The following is an 18,348-nucleotide window of genomic DNA, read 5'->3' on the forward strand; positions in this document are numbered from 1 at the left end:
AGTGGTTATCAAGCTCATTCCTATTATTCCACAGGAGGTATTGCACATGGAAACTAGACTTGTAGATATGCAATTATGTTCTTCTATTATTAGCAGCTTGAATGGTTGTATCCTGGGGAAGCAAGAGGAAATTGAACGGCTCATGATTGCCGTAATAGGAGGGGGACATGTTCTGCTTGAGGATGTTCCCGGTACCGGTAAAACCCAATTAGTCAAAGCATTGGCCAAAGCAATCGGAGGACAGTTCAGACGGATTCAATGTAATCCTGACCTGCTCCCGACTGATATAACGGGTGTCTCTATCTATCATCCCAAGCAAGAAACCTTCTTGTTCCGCCCAGGTCCTGTCATGACTAACGTATTGCTGGCGGATGAGATCAACCGGGCGACGACGAAGACACAGTCTGCGCTGCTAGAGGCAATGGAGGAAGGCCATGTGACGGTTGACGGCGATACTTATTTGCTGCCCGAGCCGTTCATTCTGCTTGCTACGCAGAATCCGATTGATTTCGAAGGAACTTATCTGCTTCCGGAGGCTCAACTCGATCGATTCATGATGAAGCTGTCCCTTGGCTATCCGAATGAAGAGGATGAGCATCGTATGATCACCTCTACTGCCGGAATTCATCCTTCTGATCGAATGGAGCAAATCTCGCAGATTGAGGACATCATACGTATTCAGCAGCAGGTATTGGCGGTTCATATGGATGAGGCAGTCGGCAAGTATTTGATCAGTATGGTTAGAGCAACAAGAGAGCATGCAAGCATACAGCTTGGTGCGAGCCCTCGTGCGGCCATTGCGCTCATGAGAGCGGCCAAAGCGAGCGCTTATTTGGACCAGCGGACGTTCGTCACACCTGACGATATTAAGAAGCTTGCTCCTTATGTGCTGTCTCATAGGCTGCTGCTTCATACCGATGCTAGAATGAATGGATTACGCGCGGAGGACATCATAGCACAGGTGCTGGAACAGACGAAAGTACCGGTTAGACTGGAGCGCTAATGCGATGGTCAAGAAAAAAACAGCTTGGACGCGTTGGAGGCTCATAGCCCTTATTTACGCGGTTTCTCTTTTCTACTTCTTGTTCCAAGGCGGCAAGACGGCATTCATGCTATTCATGATCTTAAATTTGCTTTTAGTTTATTTACTTCTTGGACGTTGGAGCGGGATCGGCAGGGTCAGCGGCTCACGCTTCTACAAACAACAAGGTGCGGAGCATTCTTTGACTGCAGGAAGCTCAGTTGAAGTACAGCTATCGGTAAAAGTGCCAGGCTATTATCCTATTCCCTATGTACTTGTTAGAGATCGCTTGTATCGACATAATGGACAGACGCTGGAGTTCGAATCCTCCTTCGTTCCGAACTGGAAGCGAGTGGGAGAGATTATGTATCAGACACCGCCGCTGCAACGGGGAGAATATCGGTTCAGAGCGACGGAATGTTTGGCGCATGATGTATTCGGGCTATTCGAGCATTCGGGCCAGTTCGGCTCGGAGGCTGTGTTCAGCGTGCTTCCGCAGACGGTGCCGCTGCGTCAATGGCATGGCATGCAGCGAGGAATTCGCGGGCCGTTCTCGCACGCGATCGCTTCTCGCTCAGCGAAGGAAACGACACAGTTAAATGGCGTTCGCGAATATTTGTATGGTGATCGACTCTCCCGTATCCACTGGAATGCGACAGCGAAGACAGGCGACTGGAAATCGAAGGCGTTCGAGCGGGAATCGCTCCCTCGTACGGTTATTATTTTAGACAGATATGCCAAGGATTATCCTGCTCCCGCATCGGATCGCTTCGAGGTAGCTGTATCAGCGGCCGCATCGCTATTCGATAACGGTCTCAAGGGAGATACCGCTATGGGATTAGTATCGATCGGAGAGAAGATGTCCGTTATTTCACCGAAATCAGGCAGTGAGCAGCGTAACCGTATTATGAAGCATCTGACTTACGTGGATGCAGACGCTCCGTATTCGCTGTACAAATCACTGCTGTCTTCCGATGCCTTGCTAGAGTCAGGGTCATTCGCTGTCGTGATCTCTGCTGTTAGCGGCAAGGAAGCGATACGATCTATGGAGTGGCTGTCTCGCAAAGGCTTGACGCCTTGCTTGCTTCATATTGCTAAGTCCACAGGACAAGAGGCTGCGGATGATGGCTGGCGAAAGCTGCTGCGAAGCCGTGGCTGGCCTGTATTCACCATTAAGCAGCTGCAAGAGCTGCCGGCCGTTCTGGAAGGAGGCGGAGGCGCATGAATAGCTTAACGCTCTCGCTGCGTCAATTGGGGCGCCACTTTGCACGAAACTGGTACACGAAGCTAACACAATTATTCATCGGGTTGATGCTGATTCATACGATCACGGTCTTCGAAGGCTATTGGTGGGAGGAGACCTTTGTTATCGCAGTAGGAACGCTGCTGCTTGCGATAGCGGTAGACATCCTGATGCCTGTACGAAGCCGAGCTCTAAGAATGGCTGTGCAGCTTATCTTGGCGATAGCTGTAACCATTCGCTACGCAGGGATTAAGAAGCTGCTTGGCAATCCCGAGGGAGCCCGTGAGTGGGTGGCATGGGTATGGGAGCATGCGGTTCAGCTTAGCCCTTTTATATGGATCAGCCTAGCTTTGCTCGTTATTTATTTGCTGTTCAGCCTATGGATTAAGAATAGGAGTCATCTATTCGGGTTTATTGGAACGAATCTGATCGTACTTACGATAGCGGATTCTTTTACTCCCGTGTGGCTGTGGGATGAAGTAGCCTGGATCGTCTTCCTGGGGCTGCTGTGGCTAGTGGCTGCTCATTTACATAAGCTGGAACGCGAGCATCCAGGAAGCTGGGAGGAGCTGGTGGAGTATCCGCTTCAGCTGCTGCTTCCGGTTGCTATTGTCCTAACGCTATTGATGACAGTTGGTCTGTTAATGCCTTCAGTTAAACCGCTGCTCCAGGATCCTTATACCGTATGGCGGGAATCCAAAGGAGAGAGTGTTGATGTATTTCTCGGAGATAAGGGAGCCAGCAATTCTTCTGCCTCCAGTAATTCGGATACCAGCTCGGGGTACGGACGTGATGACAGCACGCTTGGCGGAGGCTTCAATTATGATTATTCTCCCGTTATGACGATTACGACGAGTCATAAGAGCTACTGGCGCGGAGAAACGAAAAATTTGTACGATGGTCAAGGCTGGACAGCCGGTGAGACGAATGTAGAGCAGAATTCCTTAGCAGGCATTCAGAAGGATGAAGTTCTCCCTGCACTCGATGAGCGCAATCTGGCTGAGCTCACACAGGTCAAGCAGACGGTCAGGATGATTCGCAAAGACAAATATCCAGTCCTATTCGCTGCTGCTCCTCTTTCTCAGATACACTGGATTAATAATCCGGAGCTGCCGCTGCCAAGAGGCCTGATGTGGCAGCCTAAAGTATGGGAGCTCCGATGGCTGGACTGGTCAATGAGTGATTTCCCTGAAGCCTATTCTGTTACTTCAGAAGTGACGGTTCTGGATGAAGCGGGGCTCCGCAGTACAAGCGCGGGCTGGCAAGACAAGTCCCGTAATCAAGAGTATACCGCGCTTCCTACTGATCTTCCGGAGCGTGTAAGACAATTAGCGGAAGAAATAACGGCTGCGGGAACTAATGATTACGATAGAGCGAAGTTGATTGAAACTTATCTTCGGTTGAACTTCACGTATACGAATAAACCGGATATGAGTAAGCTCAGCGGTTCAAGCAAGGATTTCGTGGATCAATTCCTGTTCGAGCTGCAGGAAGGCTATTGTGATTATTTCTCTACTGCGATGGCTGTTATGTCCAGGGCAATTGGCTTGCCGGCTAGATGGGTCAAAGGCTTTGCTCCAGGAGCTCTGCCAGTATCTGAATTTGTACCACCAATGGGGAATCCAATGGATGAGGTCGATATGAATCCAGATGGCGAAGGCACCTATACGGTAAGAAACTCGGATGCCCATTCCTGGGTTGAAATTTATTTTGAAGGCTATGGCTGGATTTCGTTCGAAGCTACAGCTGGTTTCTCTTTCCCTTATACCATCGCTGAAGCTGAGGCTCAGCCGCTTCCTTCGATTGCGCCTGATACAGATGAGGCTGAAGTGAACACGGTTGCTAAGAGTGATTCATCGATGAGAGTGGGACTGTGGAGCGGTTTGTCTCTACTGCTTATCGCAATAGTAGGTTTGTTAATTGTTCGCAGAAAAGCTATGGCTGCAAGCTGGAAAAAATTCCGGTTCCGCTCTTATACGCCAGATGATCGAATCGTATGGGAAACGGAGCGATTGCTACGCAAATGCGGCAGGAAAGGGCTGGAGCGTGCTGAGCACGAGACGCTGCGAGAAGCCATATTCCGGTGGTCGAAGAGCCGGAAGCGCATGCAGGGTGAGTTCATTGAGGTGCTCGATGGGTTCGAGAAGGCCAAATACAGCCCGGTTCGTGCTACAGAGGATGATGCGGAGCGTTTTGTTCTGAAGGTAAAAGCAATTACGGAGCAATTATAGGTTACTATTAGTAAATAGGAAAAGCAGAGGAGCCCTTAATGATGCGTGGCATCGTTAGGGGCCTTATGCTGTGCATGACTGGCGTGCTGCTAAGTTTTGCTGTCGGCCGCTGGAGGGGCTTATAATAGGGGGATTGTTCCTAATCTTCCTGTTTGCTTAGTATTTTTTGCAACAAAATCGTTTTGTATGTTATAGTTTCGTAAGATAGCAGGAGAAAGCAAAGGGGTCAAACGCTTATGTTCGAGAGGCTGTTGCCGCACATGCGTGTGAATACGGTTTATGATATTCAATTAGACGAGCTTCATGAGAGAGGCGTCCGTGGTATTATTACGGATCTTGACAATACACTCGTAGGGGCACGGGAGGCTCTAGCCACACCTGAGCTTGTGAAATGGTTGGATCATGTTCGCGACCGTGGATTCAGGGTCGTTATCGTATCGAATAATAATGAGACAAGAGTGTCTCGGTTCGCTGTTCCGCTTAACATTCCATTTATTCATGCCGCGCGCAAACCGGCGAATAAATCGTTTAATAAAGCGCTTAGCGTGTTGGGTTTACCCGCTGAACAGACCGTCGTGCTTGGTGATCAGATGCTGACGGATGTGCTCGGTGGGAATCGGATGGGACTGTATACGATTCTTGTAAGGCCAATTGCTCCTGCTGATGAAGGAATCATGACCCGTGTCAATCGGCGGATAGAACGGTTCGTTTTGTCGCGGTTACGGAAGAAAGGGTTATGGTATGAGGAGGAGACCAAGTGAAAGAAGAGCAGCATAGTCAGATTGCATTAGCATGTGCAGGCTGCGGAATACGGCTGCAATCAGAGCGCCAGGAGGACCCGGGATATTTGCCAGAAACGGCATTGAAGCGTGATCCGGTCATTTGCCAGCGCTGCTTCCGTATTCGTAATTATAATGAAGCGTCATCTGTAGCTGTCGATCAGGATGACTTCCTGCGATTGCTCGGAAGTATTGGAACAACCGACAGCTTAGTTGTCCATATTGTCGATTTGTATGACTTCGAAGGCAGCTTAATTTCCGGATTGCAGCGCTTTGTAGGCAATAATCCGGTTCTGCTGGTCGTCAATAAAGTCGATCTGCTGCCGAAGTCGATGAACCTGAATCGCATTCGTAACTGGGTACAGAAGCAAGCGAAAGCCGAAGGACTGCGCACGCTTGATATCGTGCTGTGCAGCGCCAAACGGAATATCGGCTTCGAGCATTTCCTGGAAGCTCTGGAGCGTCATCGCAATGGGCGGGATGTGTACGTTGTTGGCGCAACGAATGTCGGCAAGTCAACGCTGATTAACCGACTCATTCGCGATTACAGCGATATGGAGCGTGAGCTCACGACTTCCCGTTATCCGGGAACGACGCTCGATGCGGTTCATATTCCACTTGATGACGGCAAGTCCATCATCGACACGCCGGGTATTGTCTACACGACCCGAATGACAGAGATCGTTCCGCGCGGGTTCCTACAAACACTGCTGCCGGACAAGCCGATTAAGCCGCTCGTGTATCAATTGAATGACAAGCAGACCTTATTCATCGGCAGTCTGGTAAGGTTCGACTTCCTGGAGGGCGAGCGTCAATCTTTCACGCTGTATATATCGAATGCGCTTAATGTGCATCGGACGAAGCTGGAACGGGCAGATGAGCTGTATGAGGAGCATCGCGGCGAGCTGTTAGGTGCGCCGACACGTGCTGAACTTGAAGATATGCCTGCATGGACACGTCATTCACTGCGTGTGCCTCGCGGGACGAATAAAGACGTATTCGTATCTGGACTCGGTTGGATTCAAGTAAACGGCACTTCTGGTGCTACGCTTGATTTGTATGCGCCTAAGGGAATTAAGGTGCTGCTGCGTGATTCACTTATTTAACAGAGAGGGGAAGAGCATGTGATGCAGTCTGGGCTACTGACAGAACCTGAAGGGAATCGGATTGACAGTCATACTGTTCTGTATGGTGTCATCGGCGATCCGATTCGCCATTCGAAGTCCCCAATCATGATGAACCGAGCTTTTCGTGAGACGAAATTGAACGGCGTATACATGGCATTTCATGTGGTGCCAGACAAGCTTGCTCATTTTGTAGACGGCATCCGGGCTATGGGTATCAGAGGCGTTAATGTGACGATTCCTCATAAGCTGGATATTATGAAGGTTTTGGATGATATTGATCCAAGTGCGAAGGTCATTGGGGCAGTCAATACAATCGTTAACCATAATGGCCGCCTTATTGGCTATAATACGGACGGTATTGGCTATGTCCGTTCTTTGAAGGAAGAGGTTGAGCCTGATCTGAGCGGCAAACGCATTGTAGTGATTGGAGCTGGAGGCGCTTCCCGAGGTATCGTGTTCGCATTAACGAGTGAACAGCCAGCTAGCATCGTCGTAGCTAATCGTTCGGTAGAGCGGGCAGAGGAGCTGGTAAGCTCATTCGGCGGATTAACGGATATGAGTGCGATTACGAATGATGGATTGCAAGAGGCTTGCCGTGATGCTGATATCGTGATTAACACGACCTCGGTCGGCATGCATCCCCATATGGATGCGAGTCCGATTGATGCGAGCTGGCTGAAGCCAGGAGCAGTAGCGAGCGATCTGATCTATAATCCGCTCCATACGAAGTTTCTGCAGGATGCAGAGCGGGGAGGCTGCCGCATTCATGGCGGTCTCGGTATGTTCATCTATCAAGGTGCATACGCATTCGAATATTGGACGGGGCAGTCTGCGCCGGTCTCTGCAATGAGAGAGACGGTATTGGCTTCACTGCAAGCTTAATAGGGATGACTGAATAAGCAAGACACTTATATAGGATGAAAGAAGGAACACAGCTATGCTAACAGGCAAACAAAAGCGGCACCTGCGTGCTTTGGCGCATCATTTGCAGCCGATCTTCCAAGTGGGCAAGGGCGGCACGAATGATCAACTGATTCGCCACATTAATGAGGCTATTGAAGTGCGTGAGCTGATGAAGATATCAGTTCTCAACAATTGTATTGAAGATCCAAGGGAAATTGGAGCTGAGCTGGCTGCTGGTGCGGAGGCTGAGCTTGTGCAAGTGATCGGCAAAACAATCGTACTGTACAAACAATCGAGCGATGAGAAATACAGAAATATTGAACTGCCTAAGCCGTCTAGAAAATAGAGGTTCGGACTGGAAAGGAGGAGGCTGGAAGCAATGCTTAAAGTCGGCATCATGGGCGGAACCTTCGATCCGATTCATATCGGACATCTTATTGCTGCAGAGACTGCTCGCGACCGATGCCAATTGGACGAGGTATGGTTCATTCCTTCTTTTCTTCCTCCCCTTAAGGATAGCGAGCCAGGAGTGAATAGTGATCTTCGGTTCCAGATGGTGCTGGAGTCGATAGATGGCCATGCCAGCTTCCGGGCGCTCGACATTGAGCTTACAAGGGGCGGAATGAGCTATTCGATCGACACGGCGCTTGAGCTTAAGCGGCAATATCCAGCTTATTCATTCTCTTACATTATCGGATCTGATCGAATTAATGATCTATCGCAGTGGCATCGTATAGAGGAGCTGTCCTCGCTTGTTCGATTCATCGGTCTAGAGCGCGAGGGTATACCCGTTGAGATTACCGAGCTGCCCTTGCTTATTAAGGAGCAGCTCGATATCGTTACAATGCCGCCGATTGGGATTTCTTCGACAGATATTCGGGATAACGTCCGCAACGGACGCTCCATACAATATCTAGTACCGGATTCCGTTCATCAGTTTATAAAGAGGAGAGGTCTTTATGAATCGTGAGCAGATGATTGAGTCTGTGCGAGCACAAATGCCCGAGCGACGCTGGCAGCATACCGTTGGAGTGATGGAGACTGCCGTGAGGCTGGCTGCTCGTTATGGCGAGGATCCCGTTCGTGCAGAGCTTGCAGCCATCCTGCATGATGTCGCTAAGTATTGGCAGACTAGCAGAATGGAGCAAATGATCCGTGAGCACCAGCTTGATGCAGCCTTGCTGCATTATGATAAAGAGCTGTGGCATGCAGAGGTCGGGGCTTGGGTAGCGGAGCATGAATATGGTGTGACGGATACGGGAGTGCTTGATGCCATCCGATTCCACACATCCGGCCGTAAGCAAATGACACTGCTGGACAAGGTTGTATGTCTGGCTGATTATATGGAGCCAGGACGAGATTTTCCAGGAGTAGATACCATTCGAGAGCTGAGTGAGATTAGCTTAGAGCAAGCACTGCTTGCCGGATTTGATTCAACGATTTCATTCTTATTGCAAAAAGGAAAACGGATTTTCCCGCTGACGATCGACGCGAGGAATGATCTGATTGAACAGCAAAATATAGGAGGCTGAGCTATGACCATACATTCAGAAGAATTGCTGCAAGTAACCGTTGCGGCTGCAGAAGATAAAAAGGCAATGCGTATTGTAGCGCTTAACTTGAAAGAGATTTCACTTGTAGCGGATTATTTCGTTATCTGCCATGGTAATTCAGATACACAGGTACAGGCGATTACGACTGAAATTCGCAAGCAGGCTGAACTGCGCGGAGCGAAAGTTCGCGGCATCGAGGGAATGGATTCTGCACGCTGGGTGCTGATCGATCTTGGAGATGTTATCGTACACGTATTCCACCGCGATGAGCGTGACTACTACAACATCGAGCGGCTCTGGTCCGACGCGAAGGTAGTGGAGTTCGCATGAGTTTTGTCGCCGGAACGATAGTAACATTGAAGGTGGCACGTGAGGTGTCGCCCTACGGTTATTTTTTGACAGACGGCGAAGCGGAGGTGCTCATGCACTATACCGAGCTGGTCGGGAAGAAGCCTAAGCTGAACGATGAGGTTGAGGTATTCCTGTTCTTCGATACAGAGGATCGAATATCGGCAACGATGAAGCGGCCCTCTCTCATACTTGGTGAGATGGCGCGTCTCAAGGTTGCTGATGTCCATCCGCGTCTTGGCTGTTTTCTAGAATTCGGACTCGGTCGTCATTTGCTGCTGCCTCTATCGGAGCTGCCGGAGAAGGTCGAGTACCGGCCGCTGCCTGGTGATGAGGTTCACATTGTGCTCGGGCATGATAAGGCTGGCCGACTGCTAGCTAGACTCGCTGGCGAGGACGAGCTCGGACCGCTTGTCTTCCCTGCTCCGGAAGCATGGCGCAACCAGTGGGTCGAAGGCTGGGTAACGAAGACGCTGCAGATGGGGTCCTTCGTGCTTATTGACGGTGGCGTAGTAGGCTTCGGTGTGTATGGGCTCATTCCTGGTATTGAGCGGACACGTGCGCTTAGACTTGGCGAACGTGTATCTTCACGCATTACTTTCATCCGTGAGGATGGACGAGTCAACCTGTCCATGGCGAAGCTCAAGCAAGAGGGCCGGTTGGAGGATGCTGATCGGCTTCTTGTCTTCATGAAGGAACGTCCAGGTGGCGGCATGCCTTATTCCGATGAAACGCCGGCCGATGTTATTAAGCAGAAATTCGAGATTAGCAAGTCGGCGTTCAAGCGGGCGCTTGGCAAGCTGATGCGGGACGGGCTCATCACTCAGAAGGGCAGCTGGACGTATCTGACAGAATCCTCTGCTGGGGACGAGAATGCTGCTGATCCAACTGAAGCATCGATTGCAGAAGCACCTTCAGCTGGATCAGAGGGCTAGCATGGACGCATACGGACAATTCGCTTCGGTATACGATCAGTTGATGGATGACATGCCTTATGAGGAATGGGTGCAGTTCGCATTAGCTTGCTGGGAACGTTACGGCAAGCCTGCAGCTGTAGCTGATCTGGGCTGCGGGACAGGAAGCGTTGCGATTCCGCTGGCGCTCTCCGGCCTTCAGGTATACGGTATTGATCTGTCTGACGATATGCTCACAGTAGCGAGCAGCAAATGGGAGGAATCGCCTCAGCATTCGCTCCGATCCGGCAATGGCTCTATTACATGGCTGCAGCAGGATATGCGCGAATGGGAGCTCGCAGAGCCGGTAGATGCGGTGATCTCTTTCTGTGACTGCATCAATTATTTGACCGAGGAAGAGGATGTCGAGGCCTCCTTCCGAGCTTCCTATAACGGATTAACGAGCGGAGGGCTGTTTCTATTCGATGTCCACTCCCCTGATGTGCTGCTTCGCTATGCTGAGGAGCAGCCGTTCGTTCTGGATGAGGAGGATGTCGCTTATATTTGGACATGTGAGCTGGATGAGCCCCGACTTGAGATCGAGCATCATCTGACTATCTTCGCGCGGAAGCAGGGGGAGAGCTTCCACCGGTTCGAGGAAATGCATACGCAGCGCGCCTATGATCCGGATTGGATAGAAGCCGCGCTGCGACGCGCTGGCTTCACTACCGTAGATCGTTATGCTGATTTCAAGCTGCTTCCTCCAGGCGAGGATGCAGACAGGCTGTTCTTCGCTGCTGTGAAATAAAATAACAGGGTTGTCCGGGTCATCTCTGATGACCGCTTGGACAACCCTGTTTCTTGTTGGACATATAAGAATGTGATCAGGGCGCTGAGGAGGCGTCTGCTTGCAGGTTGTGAGTGTCCCCCGAAGCTTTATGGGGAGGGACGAAGCAACGTCGGCAGCGGGGCTCGTAGCTCTCTGTATTGCCTATGAGAATGACCGGCCCAAGCGTAGCAGGAAGACCATTAATGATTCGCTGGGTGAACGTAGCTTCGGAGTCACCGCATACTGCACAGAAGGAGGTAAGCTTCACAATCTCATCTGCAATAGCGAGCAGACCGCCGATATAGCCGAACTCTTTGCCCCTGTAATCCATATTGAGGCCATCTACGATCACATGCTTCCCATTATAGGCCAGCTCCTCTATAAGGCTAATAATGCCTTTGGAGAAGAACTGTACTTCATCGAATGCGACAACATCAGCATGCTTCGTCTCTATGAGAATCTTGTCTATAATCTCAGGTGTCAGCTGGGTTGGGATATTCGCAGCTGGCAGCTTGTAGCCAATGCGGCTGAAGATCTCCTCTTGACTGAATCGATTGTCCTCTGCGGGCTTGTAAGCCCGAACCTTCTTGCGGCCATATTGCATCAGCTTCTGGCAGCGCTTGATTAGCTCCCCAGATTTCTCTGAGAACATCGGTCCTATAATGACCGTAATGAAACCTCTCTGCATGGATGGTAGTTCTCCCTTACTATCTCTATATTGGTGCCCAAATTCGACCGGAACAAGCTTTGTTTCCTTGATTATACCAGAAATAGATTTCGCTGTATGAGTGACATACGACATCGTATTCCAGTGTTCGACAATCGGAGCATGTATGTGCTGCTTCGATAATTAGCTCATTCGCAGCATTGCTTTATTCCCTTAGAGCATCCTTCAGCCTGCTGTTCATGCTGCTGTCTGCTGCCGAATGACGTGCTGAAGCGATACGTTGCTTCTTAAGCTCCTGCTTCAAACGGTCATTATCTGCGGTTAGCTTATCTATGTATGGCAGCAGCTCGGGGACAGTATAGCCTGCAGCTTGGAATAGCTTCTGCACTGCCTCGCGCATTTGCTCAGTCGTCATTTGTTCGTTCATGGTACCCTCCAATTAAGCTATAAAATGTCACTATCCCATCATATCCGTATCTGTTAAAATAGTCGAGTGCCGCAAAAAATGGGTTTAAATATTTCTCCATTATTTTCATTGACTCAACCTATATATTGATGTAGAATCAAATTCACCACCTACATATTGATGTAAATCGGCTCAAGAACGAGTCGTATTCAATGACTGTCTACTAGCGCATTTGACGTTTCCGCTGTCAGAAGCGCTTTTATATTGTTGAAATTCAGCGGGGGAGAGAGAACTATGTTGGTTGTCTATGATTCAAAAACAGGCAATGTAAAGCGCTTTGTGAACAAGCTGAATATGAGAGCTTTACCGATTCAAGAGCAAGCCCGAGTGGACGAGCCATTCATCCTAGTGACGTATACAACCGGCTTCGGACAAGTGCCTGAACGGGTGATGACATTCCTAGAACGCAATGGTAAGCATCTTCGCGGTGTATCGGCCAGCGGCAATCGCAACTGGGGCAGCGGTTTTGCAAAAAGCGCCGATACGATATCGGAAATGTTCGATGTGCCTGTGATTTCAAAGTTTGAATTGTCTGGAACAAATAATGATATGGAATATTTTGTCGAAAGGGTGCAAACCATTGAAACATATCGAGCTGAACAACGAATTGATGCAACGAGGAGCGAGCGGCTTCTATCAATTGGATAAAGATAAAGAAGCAGTAGCTGCTTTTATGGAGGAAGTTAACGAGAAGAGCGTGAAGTTCGGATCCCTCCGCGAGAAACTGGCTTATTTGATCGACAACGATTACTACGACAACGTCTTCGAGAGCTATTCCTATGACCAGGTAGAAGCTGTGTTCAACCTAGTAGAGAACAACGGCTTCCAGTTCCAGTCTTATATGGCGATTTCGAAGTTCTATAAAGATTACGCAATGAAGACCAACAACAAACAGCAATATCTAGAGCAATATCCGGATCGTGTAGCGATCGTTGCCCTGCATCTTGGTGAAGGCGACGCCGCCAAAGCGCTCCGTATTGCTGAGGCTATGATCGAACAGCGTCTGCAGCCGGCTACTCCGACATTCCTGAATGCGGGCAAAAGCCGCCGTGGCGAGATGGTATCCTGCTTCCTCCTAGAGATGGATGACTCTCTTAACTCTATCAACTATGTCATCGGCACATGTATGCAGCTGTCCAAAATCGGCGGCGGCGTAGCTGTGAACCTGTCCAAGCTGCGTGGACGCGGCGAGGCTATTAAAGGCGTTGAGGGTGCGGCTAAAGGCATCATGCCAGTACTCAAGCTGATGGAGGATGCTTTCTCCTATGCAGACCAAATGGGCCAACGCAAAGGCTCTGGCGCAGGCTACTATAATATTTTCGGCTGGGATATTATTGAATTCTTGGATAGCAAAAAAATTAATGCCGACGAGAAGTCGCGTATTAAAACGTTGTCTATCGGTCTGATCATCCCGAATAAATTCTATGAATTGGCTGCTCAGAACAAACCTTTATTTGTGTTTGGTCCACATTCCGTTCATAAGGCCTATGACAAGCATCTTGACGACATGGATATGGACGAGATGTACGAAGAGCTGCTTGCTAATGATAAAGTAGTGAAGAAACAAGTAATGAACGCACGTGACATGCTGACGAAGATTGCGTCGATTCAACTCGAATCCGGCTATCCATATATTATGAACAAATCGAATGCGAACAGCGTACATGCGCTTAAAGATATCGGACAAGTTAAGATGTCCAACCTATGTACGGAGATTTTCCAAGTGCAAGAGACATCTATCATTAACGATTACGGCATCGACGATGTGATCCAACGCGATATCAGCTGCAACCTGGCTTCCCTGAACATCGTGAACGTAATGGAGCACAAAAAGGTGAAGGAATCCGTTCACGTGGGTATTGAAGCTCTAACAACTGTCAGCGATCTGTCCGAGATCGATAATGCGCCAGGCGTACGCAAAGCGAACTCAGAGCTCCACTCTGTAGGTCTCGGAGCGATGAACCTGAACGGTTATCTTGCTAAGAACAAAATCGCTTACGAGAGTGAAGAAGCAAAAGATTTCGCCAGCGCATTCTTCATGATGATGAACTACTACTCGATTGAGCAAAGTATGGAAATCGCCAAAGAGCGCGGTAAAACCTTCAAAGACTTTGATCGTTCTGAATATGCTAAAGGCACTTATTTCACTCGTTATATCGAAACGGATTACCGTCCAACAACGGCGAAAGTAAAAGAGCTGTTCGAAGGAATGGAAGTTCCATCCCCAGAGGACTGGGCTGCATTGAAAGAAAACGTACTGAAGTACGGTCTATACCATGCGTACCGTCTCGCAATTGCGCCAACGCAAAGTATTTCGTATATTCAAAATGCGACTTCCAGCGTTATGCCGATCGTTGAGCACATCGAGACTCGTACATATGCGAACTCGACAACTTACTACCCAATGCCGTTCATGTCAGAAGAGAACTTCTTCTATTACAAATCGGCTTACAACATCGATCAGTTCAAGCTGATTGATCTCATCTCGGAAATTCAGCAGCATGTCGATCAAGGCATCTCGACTGTCCTGCATGTGAATAGTAATGTGACGACTCGTGAGCTTGCGAGATTCTATATCTATGCCGCTCAAAAAGGATTGAAATCTCTGTATTATACAAGAACGAAGCGTCTTTCCGTTGAGGAATGCACAAGCTGCGCCGTATAAGACGAATAATCAATGATGAGGCTGCGTGATGCGAACCTGCAGGTATCGCAGCCTTTTATAAAGGAGCCCGACTGATGAAAGCAGTGAACTGGAACCGTCCTGATGACGAATTCACATTAACATTCTGGCAGCAGAATGTAATGCAATTCTGGACGGATGACGAAATTCCATTGTCCGATGACAAGATGGACTGGATGGATATGACCGACACGGAGCGTACCGTATACAAAAACGTGCTTGGCGGACTGACGCTTCTGGACACGATTCAAGGCGGTATCGGTATGCCGAAAATCCTTGAGCATGTTGAAGGGCTCCAACGCAAAGCGGTATTGTCCTTCATGTCGATGATGGAGCAGATTCATGCGAAATCTTACAGCAGTATCTTTACAACGCTTGCTTCGACCGAAGAGATTGATGAAATCTTCCGATGGATTGAGAAGAACGAGCAGTTGCAGCGTAAAGCAACCTTGATCTCATCTTGGTACGCTGGCATCGAGACAAAGCGTGATCTGTACAAAGCGATGGCAGCTTCTGTATTCCTCGAGAGCTATTTGTTCTACAGCGGCTTCTTCTACCCACTATACCTTGCTGGACAAGGTAAAATGACGAGCAGCGGCGAGATTATCGACTTGATCCTCCGCGATGAGAGTATTCACGGCCAATACGTTGGTGTGCTTGCTCAAGAGCTGTATGAAGAGTTCAGCCGTGAAGAGCAAGAGACGCTGAAGGTTGAGCTGCTTGAGCTGCTTAACACATTGTATGAGAACGAAGCCGTATACACAGATGAAATGTACGGCCCGCTCGGACTTCAAGATGAAGTGAAAACCTATGTGCGTTACAATGCGAACAAAGCATTGATGAACCTTGGCTTCGAGCCGCATTTCCCTGAAGAGCCGGTTAACCCAATCGTCTTCAACGGGATCAGCACTCATACCAAGCAGCATGACTTCTTCTCCAAAAAAGGCAATGGATACGTTCGTACCGTTCACGTAGAGCAGTTGAAGGACGACGACTTCGTATTTAACTTCTAATATAGATGAGAGAGAGCAGCTGGCGATTACGCCGGTTGCTTTTTTTTGTATGAGTGGGACCTAGGAGCAAGTATGTGGTGAAAAGCAGCCAAAAGTTGCAAAAAAGTCAGCATTTTGCCCGAATAGCGGTGGGAATGCGCCAGAATGCTGCAAAAAAGTCAACATGTTAAGTCCGAGGTGGGTAACGGTAAGCACATTTGAGGCAAGCAAGGTAATTGAGGGTTAATGCCTAAGTGTGTTAGGCTGCGCCTGGATAGGAGAAACTAGATGGATGAGTATGTTATTGTCCACCGCCGTAGTAACCTTTGCGCCTCCAGATTCGTTTGGAGGTAGAGAGGAAGGTGTTGAGGATGAAACAGCTATTGGTAATCCTATTTGTGTGTATGCTTCTTGTTGGATGTTCGAAAGGCGCAGACCCCGAATCGAATCTGATGCCAGCTGAGATGCCTAGTGATTTCAACTTCAAGGTGAGCTATGGCTATGGAGAGACGCAGAAGAATAGTGTCAATACATTCGATCAGACGGTAACGAAGGATTTGATTACAGACGGTGAGGCTACTGTTAGCTTAGTCTTAACAGAGGAAGAGCTGAAAGGCATATATAAGCGGATGTATGAGCTGAATGTGCCTGCTCTAACGGAGCTTAATCCGCGCGATAAAGCTTGTTCCCAGATTCCTTATGAGGAAGACACATGGGAGATTCGAATGAATGGCGAGACGCTGACGTCTTCCTGGTCAGATGAGCATTGTACGTTGACGGAGGATGCGGAGCAGCTGAAGACGCTGCGGAATGAAGTGATGGAGCTCATTGCGGACAGACCAGAATATAAACAGCTCCCAGAGGTTAATGGCGGCTACGATTAAGGAGAAGATGATGCGATGGGAAAAGGCTTAACTGTTGTGCTGTTTGTGATCTTGTATGCCCTCGTGACTTTTTTTGGATTAGGTCCGGTGCTGCTCGCAGATGGCTCTAATAGCGAGAGAATGATGACTCTGTGCATCATCCTAATTATCTATATCCTCATTACAGCCCTGCTGATCAGGGTAATGAAGCGCTGGAGAATACGCAGCTAAGCCAAAAATACACAATAAAAAGACTACCATTATAATGGGAAATCATGATACACTATTCGCAGATCAAGCTCATCCTAACGCATAAGTTCTGACCGATAATAAGGAGGAATTCGCGTGGACAATTGCTCAATTATTACGAAGCCTGCTCTTAATCTGGTAGGAATGAGTTATTGCGGTCCGTACTCAACTCTTCCCGATGAAGCGATCCGTTTGCAAAGTGATTTTCTATCGCGTAAGCATGAGCTGAATGCGGTATCCCGTTCACCTGTATTGTATAGTCCTTATTTCGGCAATGAAGTATTCGCAACCTACTGGGCCTGCTATGAGGCACAGCATATGGAGGAGCTGCCAGAAGGAATGGTTCAGTTCACCATACCGGAGCATCGTTACGCGATGGTTGCTTCGACGAATAAGAGAATCGGTGAAGCTTATGAGCAGCTGTTTGCATGGATCAATGAGAAGAAGCTGATTAAGCATGAGAGCGCCGTAGCGATTGAAGTTTTTTATATCGAAGAGCGGCATTTGGAGGAAGAGGAAGTAGAGCTTCTTATTCCGCTTAAAGATGAAGAATAGATGCATCATGAGTCGCAAGAACGTAAGGATGGATGAGGAGCCTGATCCACAGGTATCCTCCTTTTTGTTTTATATAGCCCATTAGAGAGGTGAATAGAGAGATGATACATAAATCTACAAATACAACTACAGCTGCGCAAGGCTCCATTCCAATCTATATCGTCGACGCATTCGCGGATCAAGCTTTTCGCGGCAATCCGGCAGCAGTCTGCCTGCTTCCTGCTCCTCGTGAAGAGCAGTGGATGCAGCAGGTAGCGGCGGAGATGAACTTGTCGGAGACTGCTTTTGTCGTTAAAATAGAGGATGGCTTCGACCTCCGCTGGTTCACACCGGAATCTGAAGAGGAATTGTGTGGTCATGCCACATTAGCTACAGCCTTCGTGCTGTGGGAGAAGGGGCTGCTGCTGCCTGAGCAGCAGGCACGCTTCGTAACGAAGAGCGGTGTATTGACCGTTCAACGTGACCAGCAGACCTCGGGCAACTGGATGACGATGGATTTCCCGTCGGAGCCTCCAGCTCCTGTCGAAGCGCCACAAGCGCTCATTGAGGGGCTTGGACTTATTCCGAGATATATAGGCAAGAATCGCTTAGACTATTTCGTAGAGGTCGACTCTGAGACTACGGTAAGAGAGCTGAAGCCAGATTGGCAGCTGCTGCGGACTTTAGAATGCCGCGGCATTATTGTGACGGCTAAGTCAGATACGGGCAATAGCTATGATTTTGTATCCCGGGCTTTTTTCCCAGACAGTATTGGCGAAGATCCGGTAACGGGCTCAGCGCATTGTGCCCTGTCGCCCTATTGGAGCAAAAGGTTAAGGCGCGATGAGCTGATAGGCTATCAGGCTTCGCAAAGAGGCGGCATAGTGAAGGTATATTATACGGGTGCTCGCGTTCAGCTAACAGGACAAGCTATTATGGTGCTGCAAGGCACGTTGGAGGTATAGCA

The 18,348-nt window shown here is 49.0% G+C and carries 21 protein-coding genes; 19 read left to right on the forward strand and 2 right to left on the reverse strand.

Features of this window, described 5'->3' with window-relative positions; translation table 11 throughout:
- Positions 1 to 46: 46 nt before the first annotated feature.
- From AC6ESP_RS17135 to AC6ESP_RS17190, 12 genes are all read left to right on the forward strand, one after another.
- The gene (locus AC6ESP_RS17135; protein ID WP_497097939.1) at positions 47 to 1,003 is read left to right on the forward strand and encodes an AAA family ATPase; all 957 of its coding nucleotides are present in this window, start codon (positions 47 to 49) and stop codon (positions 1,001 to 1,003) included.
- Between the two features lie 4 nt (positions 1,004 to 1,007).
- A complete protein-coding gene (locus AC6ESP_RS17140) occupies positions 1,008 to 2,246 on the forward strand; it encodes a DUF58 domain-containing protein (protein WP_497097940.1) in 1,239 nt (412 codons plus the stop codon).
- Complete coding sequence (locus AC6ESP_RS17145) at positions 2,243 to 4,495, forward strand: transglutaminase TgpA family protein (RefSeq protein ID WP_497097941.1); 2,253 nt, start codon at positions 2,243 to 2,245, stop codon at positions 4,493 to 4,495. Before AC6ESP_RS17140 ends, AC6ESP_RS17145 begins: the two co-directional genes overlap by 4 nt.
- Positions 4,496 to 4,731: 236 nt before the next feature.
- Positions 4,732 to 5,256, forward strand: a complete 525-nt coding sequence (locus tag AC6ESP_RS17150; RefSeq protein ID WP_497097942.1) for a YqeG family HAD IIIA-type phosphatase — start codon at positions 4,732 to 4,734, stop codon at positions 5,254 to 5,256.
- The gene (yqeH, locus tag AC6ESP_RS17155) at positions 5,253 to 6,380 is read left to right on the forward strand and encodes a ribosome biogenesis GTPase YqeH (protein ID WP_497097943.1); all 1,128 of its coding nucleotides are present in this window, start codon (positions 5,253 to 5,255) and stop codon (positions 6,378 to 6,380) included. Before AC6ESP_RS17150 ends, yqeH begins: the two co-directional genes overlap by 4 nt.
- A gap of 21 nt (positions 6,381 to 6,401) precedes the next feature.
- The gene (gene aroE, locus AC6ESP_RS17160; RefSeq protein WP_497097978.1) at positions 6,402 to 7,283 is read left to right on the forward strand and encodes a shikimate dehydrogenase; all 882 of its coding nucleotides are present in this window, start codon (positions 6,402 to 6,404) and stop codon (positions 7,281 to 7,283) included.
- A gap of 55 nt (positions 7,284 to 7,338) precedes the next feature.
- On the forward strand, positions 7,339 to 7,650 hold the full coding sequence (yhbY, locus tag AC6ESP_RS17165) for a ribosome assembly RNA-binding protein YhbY (RefSeq protein WP_497097944.1): 312 nt from the start codon (positions 7,339 to 7,341) through the stop codon (positions 7,648 to 7,650).
- A gap of 33 nt (positions 7,651 to 7,683) precedes the next feature.
- Positions 7,684 to 8,274: a nicotinate-nucleotide adenylyltransferase gene (nadD, locus tag AC6ESP_RS17170; RefSeq protein WP_497097945.1), complete on the forward strand. Its 591-nt coding sequence runs from the start codon at positions 7,684 to 7,686 to the stop codon at positions 8,272 to 8,274.
- The gene (yqeK, locus tag AC6ESP_RS17175) at positions 8,264 to 8,836 is read left to right on the forward strand and encodes a bis(5'-nucleosyl)-tetraphosphatase (symmetrical) YqeK (RefSeq protein ID WP_497097946.1); all 573 of its coding nucleotides are present in this window, start codon (positions 8,264 to 8,266) and stop codon (positions 8,834 to 8,836) included. Before nadD ends, yqeK begins: the two co-directional genes overlap by 11 nt.
- Before the next feature lie 3 nt (positions 8,837 to 8,839).
- The gene (gene rsfS / locus AC6ESP_RS17180) at positions 8,840 to 9,187 is read left to right on the forward strand and encodes a ribosome silencing factor (protein WP_497097947.1); all 348 of its coding nucleotides are present in this window, start codon (positions 8,840 to 8,842) and stop codon (positions 9,185 to 9,187) included.
- Entirely contained in the window at positions 9,184 to 10,140 is a 957-nt protein-coding gene (locus AC6ESP_RS17185) for a CvfB family protein (RefSeq protein WP_497097948.1), read from the forward strand. Before rsfS ends, AC6ESP_RS17185 begins: the two co-directional genes overlap by 4 nt.
- 1 nt (position 10,141) lies before the next feature.
- Positions 10,142 to 10,906: a class I SAM-dependent DNA methyltransferase gene (locus AC6ESP_RS17190; RefSeq protein ID WP_497097949.1), complete on the forward strand. Its 765-nt coding sequence runs from the start codon at positions 10,142 to 10,144 to the stop codon at positions 10,904 to 10,906.
- A 76-nt stretch (positions 10,907 to 10,982) separates the two neighbouring features.
- Here AC6ESP_RS17190 and AC6ESP_RS17195 read toward each other — a convergent pair whose 3' ends face one another.
- Positions 10,983 to 11,615, reverse strand: a complete 633-nt coding sequence (locus AC6ESP_RS17195) for a thymidine kinase (protein ID WP_497097950.1) — start codon at positions 11,613 to 11,615, stop codon at positions 10,983 to 10,985.
- Positions 11,616 to 11,799: 184 nt separating this feature from the next.
- A complete protein-coding gene (locus AC6ESP_RS17200) occupies positions 11,800 to 12,021 on the reverse strand; it encodes a hypothetical protein (protein WP_497097951.1) in 222 nt (73 codons plus the stop codon).
- 273 nt (positions 12,022 to 12,294) lie between these two features.
- Between AC6ESP_RS17200 and nrdI the strand changes: the two genes are divergently transcribed.
- The 7 genes from nrdI (at position 12,295) to AC6ESP_RS17235 (ending at position 18,346) form a co-directional block, all read left to right on the forward strand.
- Positions 12,295 to 12,708, forward strand: coding sequence for a class Ib ribonucleoside-diphosphate reductase assembly flavoprotein NrdI (nrdI, locus tag AC6ESP_RS17205; RefSeq protein WP_497097952.1), 414 nt, complete (start codon positions 12,295 to 12,297; stop codon positions 12,706 to 12,708).
- Positions 12,641 to 14,725, forward strand: a complete 2,085-nt coding sequence (nrdE, locus tag AC6ESP_RS17210) for a class 1b ribonucleoside-diphosphate reductase subunit alpha (RefSeq protein WP_497097953.1) — start codon at positions 12,641 to 12,643, stop codon at positions 14,723 to 14,725. Before nrdI ends, nrdE begins: the two co-directional genes overlap by 68 nt.
- Positions 14,726 to 14,799: 74 nt before the next feature.
- Positions 14,800 to 15,756, forward strand: coding sequence for a class 1b ribonucleoside-diphosphate reductase subunit beta (gene nrdF, locus AC6ESP_RS17215; protein WP_497097954.1), 957 nt, complete (start codon positions 14,800 to 14,802; stop codon positions 15,754 to 15,756).
- A gap of 350 nt (positions 15,757 to 16,106) precedes the next feature.
- Complete coding sequence (locus AC6ESP_RS17220) at positions 16,107 to 16,619, forward strand: hypothetical protein (protein WP_497097955.1); 513 nt, start codon at positions 16,107 to 16,109, stop codon at positions 16,617 to 16,619.
- Between the two features lie 15 nt (positions 16,620 to 16,634).
- The gene (locus AC6ESP_RS17225) at positions 16,635 to 16,829 is read left to right on the forward strand and encodes a DUF6954 family protein (RefSeq protein ID WP_497097956.1); all 195 of its coding nucleotides are present in this window, start codon (positions 16,635 to 16,637) and stop codon (positions 16,827 to 16,829) included.
- Positions 16,830 to 16,943: 114 nt separating this feature from the next.
- Positions 16,944 to 17,402, forward strand: a complete 459-nt coding sequence (locus AC6ESP_RS17230) for a GyrI-like domain-containing protein (protein WP_497097957.1) — start codon at positions 16,944 to 16,946, stop codon at positions 17,400 to 17,402.
- A 101-nt stretch (positions 17,403 to 17,503) separates the two neighbouring features.
- A complete protein-coding gene (locus AC6ESP_RS17235; RefSeq protein WP_497097958.1) occupies positions 17,504 to 18,346 on the forward strand; it encodes a PhzF family phenazine biosynthesis protein in 843 nt (280 codons plus the stop codon).
- The last annotated feature ends 2 nt before the right edge of the window (positions 18,347 to 18,348 follow it).

It is taken from the genome of Paenibacillus xinjiangensis, assembly GCF_059686975.1.